Origin of the sequence: Polaromonas hydrogenivorans, assembly GCF_040105105.1 — a bacterium.
GTDB lineage: Bacteria > Pseudomonadota > Gammaproteobacteria > Burkholderiales > Burkholderiaceae_C > Polaromonas > Polaromonas hydrogenivorans.
On sequence record NZ_CP157675.1, the window covers coordinates 3,361,814 to 3,379,409 of the forward strand.

Annotated in this window: 21 protein-coding genes; 12 read left to right on the forward strand and 9 right to left on the reverse strand. The window is 61.9% G+C overall.

Annotation, left to right across the window (positions count from 1 at the left end; all coding sequences use genetic code 11):
- The first annotated feature begins 6 nt into the window (after positions 1–6).
- The 5 genes from ABLV49_RS16120 (at position 7) to ABLV49_RS16140 (ending at position 4,247) form a co-directional block, all read left to right on the forward strand.
- Complete coding sequence (locus ABLV49_RS16120; RefSeq protein ID WP_349277996.1) at positions 7–2,331, forward strand: hydantoinase B/oxoprolinase family protein; 2,325 nt, start codon at positions 7–9, stop codon at positions 2,329–2,331.
- Between the two features lie 55 nt (positions 2,332–2,386).
- On the forward strand, positions 2,387–2,893 hold the full coding sequence (locus ABLV49_RS16125) for an acetone carboxylase subunit gamma (protein ID WP_349277998.1): 507 nt from the start codon (positions 2,387–2,389) through the stop codon (positions 2,891–2,893).
- 74 nt (positions 2,894–2,967) lie between these two features.
- On the forward strand, positions 2,968–3,456 hold the full coding sequence (gene secB / locus ABLV49_RS16130; protein ID WP_349278000.1) for a protein-export chaperone SecB: 489 nt from the start codon (positions 2,968–2,970) through the stop codon (positions 3,454–3,456).
- 120 nt (positions 3,457–3,576) lie between these two features.
- On the forward strand, positions 3,577–3,825 hold the full coding sequence (locus ABLV49_RS16135) for an AbrB/MazE/SpoVT family DNA-binding domain-containing protein (protein ID WP_349278002.1): 249 nt from the start codon (positions 3,577–3,579) through the stop codon (positions 3,823–3,825).
- Complete coding sequence (locus ABLV49_RS16140; RefSeq protein WP_349278003.1) at positions 3,825–4,247, forward strand: type II toxin-antitoxin system VapC family toxin; 423 nt, start codon at positions 3,825–3,827, stop codon at positions 4,245–4,247. Before ABLV49_RS16135 ends, ABLV49_RS16140 begins: the two co-directional genes overlap by 1 nt.
- A gap of 130 nt (positions 4,248–4,377) precedes the next feature.
- Here the strand turns inward: ABLV49_RS16140 and pabB are convergent, their stop codons facing one another.
- From pabB to nadC, 3 genes are all read right to left on the reverse strand, one after another.
- Complete coding sequence (gene pabB, locus ABLV49_RS16145) at positions 4,378–6,153, reverse strand: aminodeoxychorismate synthase component I (protein WP_349278004.1); 1,776 nt, start codon at positions 6,151–6,153, stop codon at positions 4,378–4,380.
- Between the two features lie 114 nt (positions 6,154–6,267).
- On the reverse strand, positions 6,268–7,401 hold the full coding sequence (gene nadA / locus ABLV49_RS16150) for a quinolinate synthase NadA (RefSeq protein WP_349278006.1): 1,134 nt from the start codon (positions 7,399–7,401) through the stop codon (positions 6,268–6,270).
- The gene (gene nadC, locus ABLV49_RS16155; protein ID WP_349278008.1) at positions 7,401–8,276 is read right to left on the reverse strand and encodes a carboxylating nicotinate-nucleotide diphosphorylase; all 876 of its coding nucleotides are present in this window, start codon (positions 8,274–8,276) and stop codon (positions 7,401–7,403) included. The genes nadA and nadC overlap by 1 nt, the downstream gene beginning before the upstream one ends.
- A 174-nt stretch (positions 8,277–8,450) precedes the next feature.
- Between nadC and panD the strand changes: the two genes are divergently transcribed.
- Positions 8,451–8,837, forward strand: a complete 387-nt coding sequence (gene panD, locus ABLV49_RS16160; protein WP_349278010.1) for an aspartate 1-decarboxylase — start codon at positions 8,451–8,453, stop codon at positions 8,835–8,837.
- Positions 8,838–8,990: 153 nt separating this feature from the next.
- Here the strand turns inward: panD and ABLV49_RS16165 are convergent, their stop codons facing one another.
- Positions 8,991–9,245, reverse strand: coding sequence for an SHOCT domain-containing protein (locus ABLV49_RS16165; RefSeq protein ID WP_349278012.1), 255 nt, complete (start codon positions 9,243–9,245; stop codon positions 8,991–8,993).
- Positions 9,246–9,604: 359 nt separating this feature from the next.
- On the opposite strand from ABLV49_RS16165, the gene panB reads away from it, so the two are divergent.
- From panB to ABLV49_RS16190, 5 genes are all read left to right on the forward strand, one after another.
- Positions 9,605–10,492: a 3-methyl-2-oxobutanoate hydroxymethyltransferase gene (gene panB / locus ABLV49_RS16170; RefSeq protein WP_415838079.1), complete on the forward strand. Its 888-nt coding sequence runs from the start codon at positions 9,605–9,607 to the stop codon at positions 10,490–10,492.
- 41 nt (positions 10,493–10,533) lie between these two features.
- Positions 10,534–11,385 (forward strand): pantoate--beta-alanine ligase, encoded by an 852-nt coding sequence (gene panC / locus ABLV49_RS16175; RefSeq protein ID WP_349278016.1) that lies wholly within the window; start codon positions 10,534–10,536, stop codon positions 11,383–11,385.
- Positions 11,386–11,622: 237 nt separating this feature from the next.
- On the forward strand, positions 11,623–13,074 hold the full coding sequence (locus ABLV49_RS16180) for an AAA family ATPase (RefSeq protein ID WP_349278018.1): 1,452 nt from the start codon (positions 11,623–11,625) through the stop codon (positions 13,072–13,074).
- The gene (locus tag ABLV49_RS16185; RefSeq protein WP_349278019.1) at positions 13,071–13,691 is read left to right on the forward strand and encodes a hypothetical protein; all 621 of its coding nucleotides are present in this window, start codon (positions 13,071–13,073) and stop codon (positions 13,689–13,691) included. The genes ABLV49_RS16180 and ABLV49_RS16185 overlap by 4 nt, the downstream gene beginning before the upstream one ends.
- Before the next feature lie 99 nt (positions 13,692–13,790).
- Complete coding sequence (locus tag ABLV49_RS16190; protein WP_349278021.1) at positions 13,791–14,120, forward strand: type ISP restriction/modification enzyme; 330 nt, start codon at positions 13,791–13,793, stop codon at positions 14,118–14,120.
- 70 nt (positions 14,121–14,190) lie between these two features.
- On the opposite strand, the gene ABLV49_RS16195 is transcribed toward ABLV49_RS16190, so the two are convergent.
- Positions 14,191–14,406: a toxin-antitoxin system HicB family antitoxin gene (locus tag ABLV49_RS16195; RefSeq protein ID WP_349278023.1), complete on the reverse strand. Its 216-nt coding sequence runs from the start codon at positions 14,404–14,406 to the stop codon at positions 14,191–14,193.
- Positions 14,407–14,641: 235 nt separating this feature from the next.
- Here ABLV49_RS16195 and ABLV49_RS16200 point away from each other — a divergent pair, with 235 nt between their 5' ends.
- The gene (locus ABLV49_RS16200; protein WP_349278025.1) at positions 14,642–14,971 is read left to right on the forward strand and encodes a cupin domain-containing protein; all 330 of its coding nucleotides are present in this window, start codon (positions 14,642–14,644) and stop codon (positions 14,969–14,971) included.
- A gap of 51 nt (positions 14,972–15,022) precedes the next feature.
- Here ABLV49_RS16200 and ABLV49_RS16205 read toward each other — a convergent pair whose 3' ends face one another.
- From ABLV49_RS16205 to ABLV49_RS16220, 4 genes are all read right to left on the reverse strand, one after another.
- On the reverse strand, positions 15,023–16,081 hold the full coding sequence (locus ABLV49_RS16205; RefSeq protein WP_349278027.1) for an NAD(P)H-dependent glycerol-3-phosphate dehydrogenase: 1,059 nt from the start codon (positions 16,079–16,081) through the stop codon (positions 15,023–15,025).
- Between the two features lie 40 nt (positions 16,082–16,121).
- Positions 16,122–16,589 carry a protein-export chaperone SecB gene (gene secB, locus ABLV49_RS16210; RefSeq protein ID WP_349278029.1) on the reverse strand — a complete coding sequence of 156 codons (468 nt, stop codon included), beginning with the start codon at positions 16,587–16,589 and terminating at the stop codon, positions 16,122–16,124.
- Between the two features lie 170 nt (positions 16,590–16,759).
- Complete coding sequence (grxC, locus tag ABLV49_RS16215; protein WP_349278031.1) at positions 16,760–17,023, reverse strand: glutaredoxin 3; 264 nt, start codon at positions 17,021–17,023, stop codon at positions 16,760–16,762.
- Positions 17,024–17,136: 113 nt separating this feature from the next.
- The gene (locus ABLV49_RS16220; RefSeq protein ID WP_041376524.1) at positions 17,137–17,547 is read right to left on the reverse strand and encodes a rhodanese-like domain-containing protein; all 411 of its coding nucleotides are present in this window, start codon (positions 17,545–17,547) and stop codon (positions 17,137–17,139) included.
- Positions 17,548–17,596: the final 49 nt, after the last annotated feature.

Genomic DNA, 17,596 nt, shown 5'->3' on the forward strand with positions numbered 1-17,596 from the left:
ACCATCATGAACAGAATGTCAAGAATTGAACTGGGCTTGCCCGACCTGCTGGGCAACGGCAAGACGCTCAAGCAGCATCGCGATGAAGTGCTGGAGCGCACCCACAAGACCGGCTTTTACAACGGGCTCGAAAAGCTGGAGTTCAAGGACTCCGACCCGATCACCTACGAAAAGCTGTTTTCCCGCATCCGTGGCGGCCTGGTGCATGCCCGTGAAACCGCCAAGAAGATTGCCGCCTCGCCCATCGTCGAGCAGGAAGGCGAGTTGTGCTTCACGCTGTACAACGCGGCCGGCGACTGCATCCTGACCTCGACTGGCATCATCATCCACGTCGGCACCATGGGCGCGGCGATCAAGTACATGATCGAGAACGCCTGGGAAATCAACCCCGGAATCAATCCGGGCGACATGTTCACCAACAACGACTGCTCCATCGGCAACGTCCATCCCTGCGACATCGCCACCATCGTGCCGATTTTCTGGGAAGGCAAGCTGGTCGGCTGGGTCGGCGGCGTGACGCACGTGATTGACCTGGGCGCGATGACGCCGGGATCGATGTCAACCGGCCAGGTGTCGCGCTTCGGCGACGGCCTGCAGGTGACATGCCGCAAGACCGGCATCAACGACACGCCGCTGCGCGACTGGCTGCACGAGAGCCAGCGCAACGTGCGCACCACCAAGTACTGGATTCTGGACGAACGTACCCGCATTGCCGGCTGCCACATGATCCGCAGCCTGGTCGAGGAAGTGCTGCAGGCCGAAGGCATCGAGAACTACACCCGCTTTGCCCACGAAATCATCGAGGAAGGGCGGCGCGGCCTGCAGGCGCGCCTCAAGGCCATGACGGTGCCGGGTGTTTACCGCCGGGTCGCGTTCGTCGATATTCCCTACGACCACGAAGACATGAGCCTGGCCTCGGAATTCGGCAAGATGAACAGCATCATGCATGCGCCGTGCGAAATGACGATTCGCCCGGATGCCACCTGGCGGCTCAATTTCGAGGGGGCGAGCCGCTGGGGCTGGCACAGCTTCAATGCCAACCAGGTGGCCTTCACCAGCGGTATCTGGGTCATGCTGACGCAAACCCTGGTGCCCACGGCGCGCATCAACGACGGCGCCTATTACGCGACCGAATTCAAGCTGCCAAAGGGCACCTGGATGAACCCCGACGACCGCCGCACCGCGCACGCCTACGCCTGGCACTTCCTGGTTTCCGGCTGGAGCGGCATCTGGCGCGGCATGAGCCAGTCCTACTTTGCCCGTGGCTACCTCGAAGAAGTCAACGCCGGCAACGCCAACACCTCCAACTGGCTGCAGGGCGGCGGCATGAACCAGGACGGCGAAGCGCACGCGGTCAACAGCTTTGAGCCGGCGGCTTGCGGCACCGGCGCCTGCGCGATCAAGGACGGCCTGAACCACGCGGCGGCGGTCTGGAACCCCGAAGGCGACATGGGTGACATCGAGATCTGGGAAATGGCCGAGCCGCTGCTCTACATGGGCCGCAACGTCAAGACCAACTCGGGCGGCTACGGCAAGTTCCGCGGCGGCTGCGGCTTCGAGACGTTGCGCATGGTCTGGAAGGCAACCGACTGGAGCATGTACTTCATGGGCAACGGCTACATGAACAGCGACTGGGGCCTGATGGGCGGCTACCCCTCGGCCACCGGCTACCGCTTTGAAGCGCACAAGACCGATCTGGAAGCGCGCATCCGCAACGGCGAACCGCTGCCCCTGGGCGCGGACCGCAACCCTGAAGACAAGGGCTACGAGCGCCACATCAGCGCCACGGCCAAGGTCAAGCGGGACCAGCAATGCACGACCACCGAGGCGATTTTTGAAAACCACGACCTGTACCTGAACTACATGCGCGGCGGCCCCGGCTTTGGCGATCCGCTGGACCGGGACTGCGCCTCGGTCGAGACGGACATCAACAACCGTTTCGTGCTGCCCGAGTATGCGGAAAAAGTCTATGGCGTCGTAATTTCTCAGGGCAGCGACCAGGTCTGGAGCGTCGATGTCGCCAGGACCGCCACGCGCCGCAAGGCCATTCGCCGGGAGCGCATTGCCCGCGCCATTCCGACGCGCGACTGGATGAAGGAAGAGCGCGCGCGCATCCTGACCAAGCATGCCTCGATCCAGGTGCGCCACATGTTTGCGACCAGCTTTGGCCTGAGCGTCAAGTTCAAGGACGAGTTCAAGTCCTTCTGGGATCTGCCGGCCGACTGGGAGTTGCCGGAGTCCGAACTGGGCGTGCCTTCCTTCGGCTCGACCTACCGGATGGACCTGTCCAAGCTGCCGGACGTGCGCACCGTCACCCTGGTTGAAGAGTGATTCGACGCCGGGGGCCAGCCCCCGGCTTCTGTTGGCCTAAATTTTGGAGATAAAAATGTCTGTATATACACAAGAGCAAGTGAACTACCTGGTCGAAGGCAAGCTGGACTGGGAAACCACGATGCGCATGCTGTCGATGCCCAAGGACGGGGAGCGCTTTCGCATGTACGTCCATGCGCTGCAGTCCAAGCTGCCCTGGGACGACAAGATCATCCTGCCGATCAGCCTGCACCTCTACATCGCGCAGAACAAGACGAGCAAGGAATGGGTGACCAAATGCAGCTGCGGCCACGAGTTTGGCGACTACCGCAAGAACTGGAAGCTGCAGGCGCTGATCTATGTGCGCGACAACGCCGAAGCCATGCACGAGGTTTATCCGGCGCTGATGGCGCCGGACACCAACTGGCAGGTGTACCGCGAGTACTACTGCCCGAGCTGCGGCACCATGCATGACGTTGAGGCGCCCACCCCGTGGTATCCGGTGATGCATGAGTTCGAGCCCGATATCGAAGCCTTCTACAACGACTGGGTACATCTGCCGCTGCCGGAAAAAGCCAGCTAAGCCAGCTCAGGGGCCGGGTGTTTTGCCCGGCCCCGGCCATCCGCCCCCGCTACTTTTTTCAACGAAAGCACCTCATGCCAGACGAAAACAAGCAACCCCTTTTTCAAATCCAGCGCGTCTATCTGAAAGGCCTGTCGCTGGAGCAGCCGAACTCCCCGGCAATTTTTCTTGAGCAGGAGTCGCCCACCCTTGAAGTGGCGGTTTCCACGGTCGCCGAGCAGCAAGCCGACGGCATTTTCGAGTCCACCGTGACGGTGACCGTAACGGCAAAAATCAGGGACAAGGTGGCCTTTCTTGTCGAGGCCAAGCAGTCCGGGATTTTCGAGATTCGCCACCTGCCCGCCGAACAGCTCGATCCGGCACTGGGCATCGGCTGCCCGACCATTTTGTATCCCTACCTGCGGGCGAATATTGCAGACGCCATCACCCGTGCCGGATTTCCACCGGTGCATTTGTCCGAAATCAATTTCCAGGCGTTTTATCTGCAGCAGCAGAAGAACAAGATGGATACGCAGCCAGGCCAGACGGCCGAGGAACCGGCCATGGCATTAGCGCAAGAGTGACCTTGATTGAATCGCAGGCGGCCAGGCAACTCCTTGATTCAGTTGGCCGAGCCGGGCAAGTTGCGCACCGTGTCGCAAGCCCCTAAAATGTAGAAACTTCAACGTATATCCACAACGACCATGATGAATCTACAAATTGCCAAATGGGGAAACAGCCTTGCCGTGCGTATCCCTGCTGACTATGTGCGTCAAATCGGCATCAAGGAAGGCGACCGGCTGCAAGCCCATTTGGGCGCTGACGGCGCACTGAACCTGCGCCCGGCCCCGTGGAGCCGCAAAGCGTTCGCGCAGGAACTCGCCCGTGACAGCCAGGCGCTGCCCATGGGCACGTCGGTCATGGAGCAACTGCGCCAAGAGGCACGCTACTGATGCTGTACGTCGATACGAGCGTGCTGGTGGCCCTGTGCACCAACGAAGGAAAAACGGCTGACGTGGTGAAGTGGTATGCCGACTGCACCGAAGAACTGGCGTCCGCCGCCTGGTGCGTCACCGAGTTTGCCAGCGCCATGGGGCTCAAGCAGCGCACCGGGCAGTTGACCCAGGAACAGGCGCAAACCGCCTGGATGCAGTTTGAAAGAATATGCGCCAATGACCTGCAGCTGCTGCCGGTAGAGGCAACGACGTTTCACAAAGCGGCCGTGCTGACCCTGGATGCGTCCGCCGGCCTGCGCGCGGGTGACGCGCTGCACCTTGCTTGCGCCATGCAAGCCAAGGCGCAAGGCATGGTGACCCTGGATGGGGTGTTGGCCAGGAATGCCAAGCGGTTCAAAGTACGGCCGGTAGCAATTTAAAGTTTATCTGAACCGTTTTTACCCACGCATTTGCTTGCCTGACATTTTCCGACTCCTTGGACGGATTTCGTACAAGGCTCAAGAACTCCACTGTTCAGGGGCAAGGTCATTTTGCAGCTCTGCAGTCAATTCAAACTATTTGCGCCGCCAGCCACCCGCGCAGGCTGTTCACGAACGCCCAGCCCTGCACGCGGGGCAGGTCGTCCAGCCGCACCACGGCCTCGGTCAGCCGGCCATCCCGCAGCGCCAGCGCGCGCCCGACGCCGGGCAGCAGCCCGCAGGCCAGCGGCGGCGTGACCCAGCGGCCGTCGAGTTGCATCGCCACATTGCCGCGCGTGCATTCGGTGATCTCGCCTTCGGCGTTGTACAGAACGGTGTCGAACACGCCGGGTCCGGTGGGCGTGAAGGCGTCGTAATGCGCGCGGCGCGTGGTCTTGAAGCGCACGAACTCGCCGTGCGCGTCCATCAACGGGCGGTCCGCCAGTTGCAGTTGCACCTGGGCGGGCGATGCGTCCATGGCAAAGGCCTCGGCGCGCGGCTTGCCCTGGGCGCCCTGCAGCAGGCGCACGCGCCACAGGCCTTGCGGGTGCGCCTGCGCCAGTTGGTTCAGGCAGTGCTGAACGGCGGCGGCATCCCATGGAATGCCGAAATGCGCGGCGGCGCCGGCCAGGCGCTGCAAGTGGTCAGCGGCATGGCGCAGCTGGCCATCCTCCAACGCCAGGGTTTCCAGAAGGTCGAAAGGCATGCTGGCGCGCGCCAAGAATTGTTGTTTGTTGCGCCACTCCTGCCATTCGGCGTCAGGCACGGCGCCCGAGGTGATGCCGCTGCCAATGCCGCAGCGCAGGCCGCCGGCCTGCACTGTGACGGTGCGAATCGGCACGTTGAAGGTGGCCCGGATTCCCTGCCCCGGCTCGCCCGGACGCACCACGCCGATGGCGCCGCAGTACACGCCGCGCGGCCCGGCTTCCAGATCGCGGATCATTTGCATGGCGCGCACCTTGGGCGCGCCGGTGATCGAGCCGCACGGAAACAGCGCGGCGAACACATCGGCCAGCGTGGTGCCGGTGCGGGTGCGGGCGCGCACGTCGGAGGTCATCTGCCAGACCGTGGGCAGCGCTTCGGTATGGAACAAAGCGGGCACCTGCACGCTGAAAGGCTCGGCGATGCGCGAAATGTCGTTGCGCAGCAAATCGACGATCATGACGTTTTCGGCGCGCTCCTTGGGCGATGCGCGCAAGGCTGCGGCCTGGGCGGCGTCCATCTCTGGCGTGGCGCCGCGCGCGGCCGTGCCCTTCATGGGCCGCGCCAGGATCTGGCCGTCCTGCCAGTCAAAAAACAGCTCGGGCGAGACCGACAGCAGCTGGCCGTCGCCGGTATCGCCGGTGTCGATGAAGGCCGCATAGCCACCGGGCTGGGCGCGCTGCAGGGCGGCGAACAGGGCCTGCGCCGCGCCCTCTTCGGGCTTGCCGGCCCACTCACCCTCCAGCTGCGCGGTGAAGTTGACCTGGTACAGCTCGCCGTCCGCGATGGCGCGCTGGATCTGGTCCATGGCCGCGCCAAACGCGGGGCGCGGGCAGGTTTCAGCCCATTGGACCCGGGCCGTTGCGGCGCTGGCGTCTTCAAGCCAGGGCAAGGCGTCGTCATGCACGGCAAACCAGGCCAGCGGGCCATCAGGCGCATGCACGGCCAGCGCGGCGTCAAACGCCGGGGCGGCTTCATAGCGCAGGTAGCCGACGCACCAGCTTCCCTTTTCGGCAGCAGCCTGCACGGCGTCGAGCAGCGGGCGCACGTCGGCCAGTTCATGGGCGACCAGCACGGCGCGCGGCGTGCCAAAGGCGTGGCGCAGGCGCGGCGTGGCGCCGCCCTGCGGGCTGGAAAAGTCAATACGTGCGGAAATATGAGTCAAATCAGCCTTTTGCGCTTGCCACGCTTGCGCAAGCAGCTATCAAAAAAGGAGTGTTCTGGACGCAGGCATTGGCGCGTTCTTCCGCAAAGGGAAAAGCCATGCCGGCGCCCGTTTTTACGCCGCGCCGATATTCGGCACCAGCCCGGCCCTAGGCTGGCCGTTCTTGAGGGCGGCGGTGAAGGCCAGCATGCGGTCAATCGGCAGGCGCGCGCGCAGGCCCAGCGCCGGGTCGATGTGGACTTCGTTCATTCCGGTTTCCAGCACCTGCGCCAGCCCGGCCAGCCCGTTCATCGCCATCCACGGGCAGTGCGCGCAGCTTTTGCAGGTGGCGCTGTTGCCGGCCGTCGGCGCTTCGATGAAGATTTTTCCGGGGTTGAGCGTGCGCAGCTTGTGCATCATGCCGTTGTCGGTCGCGACGATGAATTCGGGCGCATCCATTTCGCGCGCGGCCTTCAGGATGGCCGAGGTCGAGCCGACCGCATCGGCCAGCGCCACCACATCGACCGGCGACTCGGGGTGCACCAGCACCTTGGCCAGCGGATGCTCCTTCATCAGCGCCTGCAATTCAAACGCCTTGAACTCGTCATGCACGATGCAGGCGCCGTTCCACATCACCATGTCGGCGCCGGTTTCGCGCTGGATGTAGCCACCCAGGTGCCGGTCGGGCGCCCAGAGGATTTTCTGGCCTTGTTCCTTCAGGGCGCGCACGATGTCCAGCGCGCAGCTCGACGTCACGACCCAGTCGGCCCGCGCCTTGACGGCCGCGCTGGTGTTGGCATAGACCACCACCGCGCGGTCGGGGTGCGCGTCGCAAAAGGTGCTGAATTCGTCAATCGGGCAGCCCAGGTCGAGCGAACAGGTGGCGTCCAGGTCGGGCATCAGCACGCGCTTTTCGGGCGACAAAATCTTGGCCGTCTCGCCCATGAAGCGCACGCCCGACACCACCAGCGTCTGCGCGGCATGGTCACGGCCAAAGCGCGCCATTTCCAGCGAATCCGAGACGATTCCGCCGGTTTCCTCGGCCAGGTCCTGCAGGTCGGGATGCACATAGTAGTGCGACACCATCACGGCATTTTTGGCTTTCAGCAGGCTGCGGATGCGCTCCTTCAGCGCCGCCCGCTCGGACGGCGACGGCTCGACCGGAACCCGCGCCCAGGCGTGGTGCGTGGAGCAGCTGGCCGCCGTGCCAGGGCCGGCCATGATCGGCTGGTCGTAATCGACGTTGATCCGGGACAGGATTGCACTCATCAATTTGCTCCTTTGGGCGCCTCGAAGCGCATCGAATAATCTATGGCCTGAACGTCTTTCGTCAAGGTGCCGATGGAAATTCGGTCCACGCCGGTTTCGGCCAGCGCGCGCAGCCCGGCCAGCGTCACGCCGCCCGAAATCTCCAGGACCGCCCGGCCCGCGTTGATGCGCACGGCCTCGTGCAGCGTGGGCAAATCCATGTTGTCCAGCAGCACCATGCGGGCGCCCGCGTCCAGCGCCTCGCGCAGCTGCGCCAGCGTTTCGACTTCAATCTCGACAAAATCAGCCTCGGCGGCGATTTTCGCGGCCTGCGCCAGCACCTGCCTGATGCCGCCAGCCGCAGCGATATGGTTTTCCTTGATCAGCACCGCGTCGTACAGGCCGACCCGGTGATTCGTGCCGCCGCCGGTCAGCACCGCGTATTTCTGCGCCAGGCGCAGGCCCGGCAGGGTCTTGCGGGTATCGACGATGCGCGCTTTCGTTCCCTCGACCACGGCGACGTAAGTGGCGGTCTTGGTCGCAACAGCGCTTAACAGCTGCAAAAAATTCAGAGCCGTGCGCTCGGCCGACAACAAAGCCCGTGCCTGGCTGCGCATTTCAACCACCACCTGGTTGGGCGCGCAACGCTCGCCTTCCTGCACATGCCAGACCAGCGTAGCCTCTGGGTCCAGCTGCCTGAGCGCCGCCTCGAACCAGGCCGTTCCGCACAGCACCGCGCTTTCGCGGGCCAGCACATGGGCGTGCGCCTGGGCTGCCGGATCAATCAGGGCGGCCGTCAAGTCGCCCGCGCCCAGATCCTCGGCCAGCGCCCGCGCCACATCGGCCCGGGCCAGCGCGGCTACCCCATCAGCATTGAAAACAAAAGACTTTTTCATACAAAAACCCGAATAAGAAGTCGCACTGTAGCGTGCTCTAAACTACCGGGCGAATGCTCCGGACTGCCTCAAATGTTACAGCGCCGGAAAACCCGTCGTCCTTATCCTCCTTCAGCGGCTTGTTGCAAAATGCAGCGCAGTTTTTCCTTTCCTTGAATTTTCGGACTTTCCACCATGTTCAGAACCCTGCTCAAATCCAAAATCCACCGCGCCGCCGTGACCCACTGCGAACTGAACTATGAAGGCTCCTGCGCCATTGACGAAGACCTGCTGGACGCCGCCAACCTCGGCGAGAACGAGCAGATCCACATCTGGAACATCAACAACGGCGAGCGCTTCATCACCTACGCCATCCGCGCCGAACGCGGCAGCCGCATCATCTCGGTCAACGGCTCGGCGGCGCGGCGCGCGGCGGTCGGCGACCTGGTCATCATTGCCGCCTTTGCGCAGGTCGAAGAAAAGGAAGTCGCCGGCTTCAGCCCGAAGCTGGTGTTCGTCAACCCGGACAACCGCATCAAGGAAGAGCGCTCGACCATTCCGGTGCAGATGGCCTCGACCTGAGCCGCTTGCCGGCCACGGATGCGGTCAGCAATAACTTCCCTGCGTCATACCCGCGAAGGCGGGTATCCAGACTCGTTTGAGCGCTTCAGCCCGTGTCGCTGGATTCCCGCCTTCGCGGGAATGACGGACGGGAAGTTATTATTTGGCGCTTCCTTAGCCGCAGAGGTCGCGCTTGCGTTGCTCGAACTCGGCCTGTTCAATCTCGCCGCGCGCATAGCGCTCGCGCAAAATGTCAAGCGCGCGGTCTTTTTCCGGCGTGCGCAGGCCGCGCGCATCCCGGCCAACAGCCCAGCGCAACAGCGTGATGACGGCCAGCAGGACGACGATCCACCAGAGCAGATGCATCAGTCCGAACAGATCCCAGTCCGAACCCCAGTTGCCGCCCCACTCCATCATGCGAGTCCACATGGCATGCGGCACTTCGCGCGGCTTACCGGCCGCCCCGGCCACGGGGCCGCGAACATCCCGACGCCGCCGGCACCCGGCCTGCGGCCATCGCCATCACTGTGCGCTGCTTCATGTCCGACTCCTTTTTTCAAACCCTACAGGCCATGCCCAAGATAGGCCCGCCATCGGAGCCGCTGTTGACCTGAATCAAGCAGAACCCGTTTTACCTGCGACGCTGGCCGCGACCCTGCGCCAGGCGACTGGCTACACTTCGCCGGGTAGCCTCTGCGCGGCCCGCCAGGCAGGGCAATACCCGGGTTCGAAGTGAACCCCGCTCCCATTAGACTCGTGCATCGGATCCAACCATGACCTCAGTAACCATGTCCCAAGCCCCTTCTGAATCGTTGTCAGCAACCGCCTATGGCACGCTGCCACCGGCCTCCACGCCGTCGGCCCGCAAGCCGCTGAGCCTGCCGCGCCTGCGCGAAATGCACGCGCACGGTGAAAAAATCACCATGCTGACGGCCTATGACGCCACCTTTGCCGCCGTGGCCGATGCCGCCGGCGTGGAATGCATCCTGGTGGGCGATTCGCTGGGCATGGTTTGCCAGGGTCTCTCCAGCACCGTCGGCGTGACGCTGGAAACCATGCGCTACCACACCGAATGCGTGACCCGTGGCCTGCGCCGCTCGCAAGGCGTGGCCTGGGTGATTGGCGACCTGCCCTTTGGCACTTACCATGAATCCAAAGAGCAGGCGCTGCGCAGTGCGGTCGTGCTGATGCAGGCCGGCGCCCACATGGTCAAGCTCGAAGGCGGCGGCTGGACCACCGAAACCGTGCGCTTCCTGGTCGAGCGCGGCATTCCGGTCTGCGCCCACCTGGGCCTGACGCCGCAAACCGTGCATGCGCTGGGCGGCTACCGCGTGCAGGGCAAAACCGACGAATCGGCGGCCCTGCTGCGGCGTGAAGCCAGCGCGCTGCAAGATGCCGGCGCGTCCATGCTGGTGCTCGAAATGGTGCCGGCGGCGCTGGCGGCCGAAGTCACCCAGCAGCTCACCCACTGCGCGACCATCGGCATCGGCGCGGGCAGCGGCACGGCGGGCCAGGTGCTGGTGCTGCACGACATGCTGGGCATGAACCTGGGCAAGATGGCCCGGTTTGTCCATAACTTCATGGACGGCGCGCCCAGCGTGCGCGGCGCCATGGAGGCTTATGTGCGCGCCGTGAAAAACGTCAGCTTTCCGGACAACAGCATCCACGCCTGGTAAACCGCCCTCGCTTCCAACAACTCAAAACTCAAGGAGACCCCATGCACATCGTCCACACCATTGCGGAGTTGCGCCAGCAGCTCAGCGGCTTCAAGCGCCCGGCCTTCGTGCCGACCATGGGCAACCTGCACGAAGGGCATATTGCGCTGGTCGGGCAGGCCAGGCCGCTGGGCGATGTGACCGTGTCCAGCATTTTTGTCAACCGCCTGCAGTTCGCGCCGCATGAAGACTTCGACAGCTACCCGCGCACGCTCGACGCCGATGCCCAGCGGCTGGAAGCGGCCGGCTGCGACGTGGTGTTTGCCCCGCGCGAGAAAGACCTGTACCCCGAGCCGCAAACCTTCAAGGTGCATCCGGCCACCGACCTGAGCGACATCCTCGAAGGCCATTTCAGGCCCGGTTTTTTCATTGGCGTGAGCACCGTGGTGATGAAGCTGTTCTCGTGCGTGTTCGCCGGCATGCCCACGGGCGTGGCCGCCTTCGGCAAAAAGGACTACCAGCAGGTCATGGTGGTGCGCCGCCTGGTGCAACAGTTTGCCCTGCCCATCGAAATTTTGGCCGGCGAAACCCAGCGCGCCGAAGACGGGCTGGCGCTGTCGTCGCGCAACAGCTACCTCACCCCGGCCGAGCGGCAGGAAGCGGTGCATCTGTCCCAGGCCCTGCGCGCTTTGGGCGAAGCGGCCCGTGCCGCTACCGGCCAGCCCGACCTGGCCGCGCTCGAAGCCCAGGCCCTGCAGGCGCTGGCGCGGCGCGGCTGGAAGCCCGACTACCTGACGGTGCGCCGGCGCGCCGACCTGGCGGCGCCGCAGGGTTCGCTGGCCGATGTGCCGCTGGTGGTGCTGGGCGCCGCCAAGCTGGGCAACACCCGGCTGATTGACAACCTGGAGATTTGAGGCGGCGCGGCAGGCGCGGGCTTGGCGCTGCCGTGATTGCTTCTATTTTGATAGCTGCTTGCGCATATCCTGCGTGCGCTATAGGCCAGCTAGACTGCGTGAGCCATAGGCTCCTCCAGTACCCACTGAATGGCCACTACCGGATCATGGCGGCTACTACTTGGGCATTTAACACTTATGGCCTGAGGCGCATGTTGCCAAATGTGCAAAATGCATCCTTGTTAGGAAGAAAAAACCATGCTTACTCGACTTAAGGTCAAGGGATTCAAAAATCTGGTCGATGTGGACGTTCGATTTGGCCCCTTCACCTGCATCGCCGGACCCAACGGCGCCGGCAAATCGAACCTGTTCGATGCAATAACGTTTTTAGGCGATTTAGCCTCGATGCCCATCATGAAAGCCGCAAGTCGGGCAAGGGGCACCAATGGCCGAATCTCGGATTTTCACAGCCTCTTTTTTAAAAATTCGCAAGGAAACTTTCTCCCGATGGTTTTCATTGCGGAAATGATCGTTCCCAGCAAAGTCATCGACGACTTTGATCGCACGGCAACGCCTACAGCGACGTTTCTTGAATACACGCTGGAACTGCGACTTAGCGAAACCCATGCCGACTCATCACCAGCCGACCCTATTTATATAGAGCAGGAAAGGCTTCTCGCAATCAATTCAAGCGAGGCTGCGAAACACCTTGGATTCGACCCTGAACCGGGGTGGATCAAGAAACACATCTTCGGACCAGGACCGAGGCGTACTGCGTTCATCAGTACCGAAATGTCTGGTCATCCAAGCCAGCCCGCGATCAGGCTTTTTGGCGATCAGACCAAAAAAGGAGGTCCGCCGTTTCTGGTTCCGGCCAGAAAATCCCCGCAAACCATTGTGTCTGGCGCTAACTCATCGTCGCACCCGACGGCTCTGGCAGCGCGAAGTGAATTGCGGTCATGGCGATTGTTGCAACTAGAACCATCCGCGCTCAGGCGTTTCGACGACTTTGGCGATGATCCGTATATCACTTCAACGGGTGAGCACTTGCCAGGCGCTTTGATGCGGCTGGACAACCATGCAGAGGTTTCCCAGCGTTTGTCGGAACTGTTGCCAGACATTGTGTCGGTCGATGTTGATGCCGATGAAAAACGGCAAGTGAAGACATTGCTTCTGACCATGAAAAACAAGGAAACCTATACCGCAAGCTCTTTGTCCGACGGTACGCTGCGCTTTCTGGCTTTGGCAGTGCTGGCATTAGATCCTGAATTTGGCGGTTTGCTTTGCATGGAAGAACCTGAAAATGGAATCCATCCCTCACGTATTCCACAAATGCTCAGATTGGTACGTAGCTTGTCGCAGGAGGTCGAGACTGATGATGACGAAAAGTCAGTGCCATCAATCCGGCAGTTGATCATCAACACCCATTCACCCCTGGTTGTCGCCGAGTTGCGCGACGATGAATTACTGTTTGCCGAGACACTGAAGATGAAAGGGAAAGCTTTCGTGGATTTCAAGCCGCTTCAGGACACCTGGCGACAAAATGCCTCCGGCGCCAAAGGGGCGGAACTGATTACCAGAGGGGAAATTTCGTACTATCTGGATGGTCAGCTAGGCGCCACTCGATCAAATGGAAATGCACCCTTGGTCGGGCGTTTCGCTAAATCAGCTTCATCAACCCCTGACCTTTTTCAGCAAACCAAATCATGAAGCGAGTCACGGCAACACTTGTTACCGACGGCAGCTCCGATAAACTTTTAGTCCCTTTGATTGAATTGCTTTTTAGCGCTCACACTGAACTTGCCTATCAAGTGAACTGCGCCGAGGGCCTCCCCCCATTCTCCAGCGGGCTAAGGGCAAGAATTGATTCGGCGCTGGAACTGTTTCCCTGCGATTTCCTGTTTGTGCATCGCGACGCTGAGGGCATCGACGCCACCATAAGACAGCAGGAAATTCAAACAAACTGGCCGGATTCGCAACAAACGACAGTCCTCATCTGCGTTGTACCAGTGCGCATGACAGAAGCGTGGCTTATCGCGAATCCGGAACCGATCAGGTCAGCGGTTGGCAACCCCAATGGAACTGAAGCGCTCGGCTTACCTGCAATAAAAGATATCGAGTCATTGCCAGACCCTAAAGAGACTCTTTTTGCAGCGCTTAAAGCAGCATCCGGGCTAAGCGCTACCCGCAAGCGACGCTTCAATCCCCACCAATACAGGCATCGCGTGAGTGAACTTACGGATGATTTGGAACCGCTGCGCAAACTTAGCTCTTTCAGGCATCTTGAAGCTCAGGTTAAGAAGCATTTGGCAATGTGGAATACGTAATTTCTACCTCCAATTCAAGCAGATATCGTTGCTCTCGCCTTGCCCTGCTACAGCACTGTCTGCGGCAGGGCATCAATCCATGCCATTACACACAAATCCGTGCCACAGGCCGGGGGCAGCGGCGGCCAGGGCAGCATCACCATGCCCGGCAAAGGCAAAACCGAGTCCCGCGCTGCTGCGCCGCACGAACAACATGCCGGCTTGGGCAACGCGCCCACGCTGGACGTGTATTTGAACGCCACCGCCTACTGGAAAAACATTCCGCAGCCGGTGTATGACTTCACGATAGGCGGCTACCAGGTGATTAAAAAATGGCTGAGCTACCGCGAACAGCGCGTGCTGGGCCGCGCCTTGAGCATGGATGAGATCATGGAAGTCACCGCCATGGCCCGGCGGCTGGCCGCGCTGTGCTGCTGCAGCCCCGGCTAGATGACAACTACCGCGCTATTGCGGCGCTCACCTGGCCGCTGGAGGCTACGGCTTAAGTGAAGGTCTGGCGTCAGCCAAGGGCCTTATTGAGCAAATCCAGACCGCGCCCCGCCTTGCCCGCGCCCGCCTGCGCACGCACCCGGAATCGCGTCTCGGCATCAAACTCAGCCAGCATCAGACTTGTCATTTCATCAATCAACCTGTTGATCGTGGTGCCCCGGCTACGGGCGAGCAGGCGCAGGCGCTGGTGTTTGTCGTCTGGCAACCGAACGGTTAACGCACTCATGGCGATACCTCCTTCAAAAAATTTTCGGGGTTGACTTATTGTTGAAGTCACTCATATTTTGATAGCTACCCATGCATATCCAACATGCGTAAAAGGCCCTTATTACTTGAATTTTCCGAATCAGTTCAAATTACCGCATCGGCTGCGCCAATCAACGCATTCCCCAAGCACCGATCACTGCCGCTGATGTATAAAACGCTCCAGGGCATTCAATCCGTTTTCAAGGAACTTCACCATGGCCATTGCACACGCCGCACCGGGACAAATCGTTGATGTTCAGCCTTTGGGCAAACAGCTTTGCGAATCACGCAATGTTGCCCTGTTCAAGACCGACGGACTGGAAGTGATGCGCCTGGTGATGCCGGCCGGCAAGACCATGCCGTCGCACTGGGTCAAGGGCGAAGTCACGATGCACTGCCTGGAAGGCGAGGTCGATCTGATGGCGGGCGGGCAAACCCGGCGCATGAAAGCCGGCCAGCTGGTCTGGCTTGAAGGCGGCGTGGATCACGCCCTGACGGCGGTGCACGATTCGTCGCTGCTGCTGACCATCGTGCTGCGGAAATAATGGTGAAATAAGCCTTTTGCGCAATCAGGACGGGCACAAGAAGCTATTGATTCAGTAGCAGTCGAGTTCCGTCTTCGGCTCGCGCTCCATCAGCAGCGCCACCGCCTCGGACGCCTTGAGCTTGCCGTCGAGCAAGGCCACCACGCTTTGCGCAATCGGCATGTCCACGCCCAGGCCGGCGGCGCGCTGCACCACGGTGCGGGCGCAGTAAACGCCTTCGGCCACATGGCCTAGCGATTCCAGCACTTCGGCCAGGGTTTTGCCCTGCGCCAGCAGCAGTCCGACCTTGCGGTTGCGGCTCAAGTCGCCGGTCGCCGTCAGCACCAGGTCGCCCAGGCCCGACAGGCCGGTGAACGTCTCGGCGCGCGCGCCCAGCGCCACGCCCAGCCGCGTTATTTCGGCCAGTCCGCGCGTGATCAGGGCGGCCCGGGCATTCAGGCCCAGCTGCAAGCCATCGCACAGCCCGGCAGCAATCGCCATCACGTTCTTGACCGCCCCGCCGACCTCGACCCCGACCATGTCGTCGCTGGCATAGACCCGCAGGCTGGCGCCGTGAAAGGCGGCCACCAGCGCTTCGCGCACCTCGGCATGCTCGCTGGCGGCGACCAGCGCGGTCGGCTGGCCGCGTGCCACTTCCAGCGCGAAACTCGGGCCACTGAACACACCCGCTCTTAAATCAGGAGCAACCTGCGCCCGTACTTCATGCACCATCAGGCCGAAAGGCTTTGCAAGGGAGGCCGAAGCCGGTTCAGCGGAAACCGGCGATTCAAAGCCCTTGCTCAGCCAAGCCACGGGCACCTTCACATGCTTCAGCTGCATCAGCATGCTTCGCGCGGCCGATACCGGCGTGGCCAGAATGATCAGATCCTGGCCGCTGACGGCCTGGCTCAGTGAAGCCTCGCCGCCGCCTTGCAACAGCAGGCTGGCGGGCAAGGCAATGCCGGGCAGGTAGCGGGTATTGGCGCGCTCGGCCTGCAGGGCCTGGACCTGCGCCGCATTGCGCGCCCACAAGGTGACCTGGTGCCGGGTCACGCCGGCGTCGGCGGCGCGCGCGGCATTCACCGCCAGCGCGGTGCCCCAGGCGCCAGCGCCCAAAACCGCGATTTTCATGCCAGCCAGGCCGTTGGCCCGCAGCCTGCCCCGTGGACCATCAAACGAGGATTTGTGGTGCTTCAGACGTGGCCATCATGGCCTCGGCCTGCTGCTGCTCGTACATCGCCTGGAAGTTGATTTCGGCCATGTGCACCGGCGGAAAACCACCGCGCTGGATGATGTCGGCGACGTTGCTGCGCAGGTAGGGATAGACGATTTGCGGGCAGGCAATGCCCAGCAGCGCGCCCATCTGGTCGCTCTGGATGTTGCGGATTTCGAAGATGCCGGCCTGCTTGGCCTCGACCATGAACACGGTCTTTTCTTCGATTTTGGTGTGAACGGTGGCGGTGACGGTGATTTCAAACAGGCCCTCGGCCACCGGCTTGGCATCCACGCCAAGCTGGATCTCGACGCCGGGCTGCTCCTGGTTCAGCAGGATTTCAGGCGAATTGGGCTGCTCCAGCGACATGTCCTTGAGGTAAACGCGCTGGATCTGGAATACGGGGTCAAGATTGGCTTCGGCCATGGTGGTCTTTCGTCAAGGTGTTGGAAATCGGAATGAAATGGAAAAACCTCCTGCGCATTCGCCCCGGAAAGGGCCTGGGCGCAGGCGGTTCGAGGCGGATTATCTCAGGCTCTGCGCCGGGAAAAGCGCTGGCCCGGCCCATCGGACCAACCCGGCTGCAAGCGGCTTGTTCAGGCTGCGGCCGACAGCAGCGGCATCAAGCCGCCCCGGCCGTCGAGCGCCATCAGGTCGTCGCAGCCGCCAACATGGGTGGCGCCGATGAAGATTTGCGGCACGGTGCGCCGGCCGCTGATCTGCATCATTTTCTGACGCTCGCCAGGCAGCACATCGACACGGATTTCATTGAGTTCGGTGACGCCACGTTCCTTAAGCAGCTGTTTGGCCTGAATGCAGTAAGGGCAGGAGCCGGTGGTGTAAATCTTGACGGTTTGCATGGTTTTCTCAAGGTCTGTGCTGGCGCGGCAGGTGCGCGGCAGCGAAGGAAGGATCCGCATCCATGCCGGAGCGACGCATCAACAGCGGTCCGGCACGCGGGCTTGGCGCCTTTTCAGGCTTTTTCGACCGGAAGGTTAGCTTCTTTCCACGCCTTGAGTCCGCCGCCCAGTGATTGGGCTTGCTCGTAACCCAGTTTTTTGGCGATGGCCACGGCGCGGCCGGAACGCGCGCCGCTGGCGCAGACCAGGATCAGGGGCAAGGCCTTGTTCTTGACCACGGCTGGCAATTTGGCCTCAAGCTCGCCCAATGGCACGTTTTTGGCGCCGCTCACATGGCCGGCGGCAAATTCAGCCGGCTCGCAGACGTCCACCACCACGGCTTTTTCGCGATTGATGAGCTGCACGGCCCCGCTAGGGTTCAGCGCGCCGGCATTCATGCCACCGGCAATCAGGGGCCAGACCAGCATGCCGCCGGAAGCGATGGCTATTGAAATCAGCATCCAGTTATCAATAAGAAATTTCACTTAATACCTTTGTATGTTTTTCACGCAAACACTGATTTTAGAATGGGGG

Excerpts from the sequence above, each read along its gene's own strand:
- panC (WP_349278016.1), top strand. The coding sequence starts at position 10,534 with ATGCACATCGTCCACACCATTGCGGAGTTGCGCCAGCAGCTCAGCGGC.
- ABLV49_RS16140 (WP_349278003.1), top strand. The coding sequence starts at position 3,825 with ATGCTGTACGTCGATACGAGCGTGCTGGTGGCCCTGTGCACCAACGAA.
- ABLV49_RS16180 (WP_349278018.1), top strand. The coding sequence starts at position 11,623 with ATGCTTACTCGACTTAAGGTCAAGGGATTCAAAAATCTGGTCGATGTG.
- nadA (WP_349278006.1), bottom strand. The coding sequence starts at position 7,401 with ATGAGTGCAATCCTGTCCCGGATCAACGTCGATTACGACCAGCCGATC.
- nadC (WP_349278008.1), bottom strand. The coding sequence starts at position 8,276 with ATGAAAAAGTCTTTTGTTTTCAATGCTGATGGGGTAGCCGCGCTGGCC.
- ABLV49_RS16120 (WP_349277996.1), top strand. The coding sequence starts at position 7 with ATGAACAGAATGTCAAGAATTGAACTGGGCTTGCCCGACCTGCTGGGC.
- ABLV49_RS16195 (WP_349278023.1), bottom strand. The coding sequence starts at position 14,406 with ATGAGTGCGTTAACCGTTCGGTTGCCAGACGACAAACACCAGCGCCTG.
- ABLV49_RS16185 (WP_349278019.1), top strand. The coding sequence starts at position 13,071 with ATGAAGCGAGTCACGGCAACACTTGTTACCGACGGCAGCTCCGATAAA.
- panB (WP_415838079.1), top strand. The coding sequence starts at position 9,605 with ATGTCCCAAGCCCCTTCTGAATCGTTGTCAGCAACCGCCTATGGCACG.
- secB (WP_349278029.1), bottom strand. The coding sequence starts at position 16,589 with ATGGCCGAAGCCAATCTTGACCCCGTATTCCAGATCCAGCGCGTTTAC.
- ABLV49_RS16165 (WP_349278012.1), bottom strand. The coding sequence starts at position 9,245 with ATGTGGACTCGCATGATGGAGTGGGGCGGCAACTGGGGTTCGGACTGG.
- panD (WP_349278010.1), top strand. The coding sequence starts at position 8,451 with ATGTTCAGAACCCTGCTCAAATCCAAAATCCACCGCGCCGCCGTGACC.
- ABLV49_RS16125 (WP_349277998.1), top strand. The coding sequence starts at position 2,387 with ATGTCTGTATATACACAAGAGCAAGTGAACTACCTGGTCGAAGGCAAG.
- ABLV49_RS16205 (WP_349278027.1), bottom strand. The coding sequence starts at position 16,081 with ATGAAAATCGCGGTTTTGGGCGCTGGCGCCTGGGGCACCGCGCTGGCG.
- ABLV49_RS16200 (WP_349278025.1), top strand. The coding sequence starts at position 14,642 with ATGGCCATTGCACACGCCGCACCGGGACAAATCGTTGATGTTCAGCCT.
- ABLV49_RS16135 (WP_349278002.1), top strand. The coding sequence starts at position 3,577 with ATGATGAATCTACAAATTGCCAAATGGGGAAACAGCCTTGCCGTGCGT.
- secB (WP_349278000.1), top strand. The coding sequence starts at position 2,968 with ATGCCAGACGAAAACAAGCAACCCCTTTTTCAAATCCAGCGCGTCTAT.
- grxC (WP_349278031.1), bottom strand. The coding sequence starts at position 17,023 with ATGCAAACCGTCAAGATTTACACCACCGGCTCCTGCCCTTACTGCATT.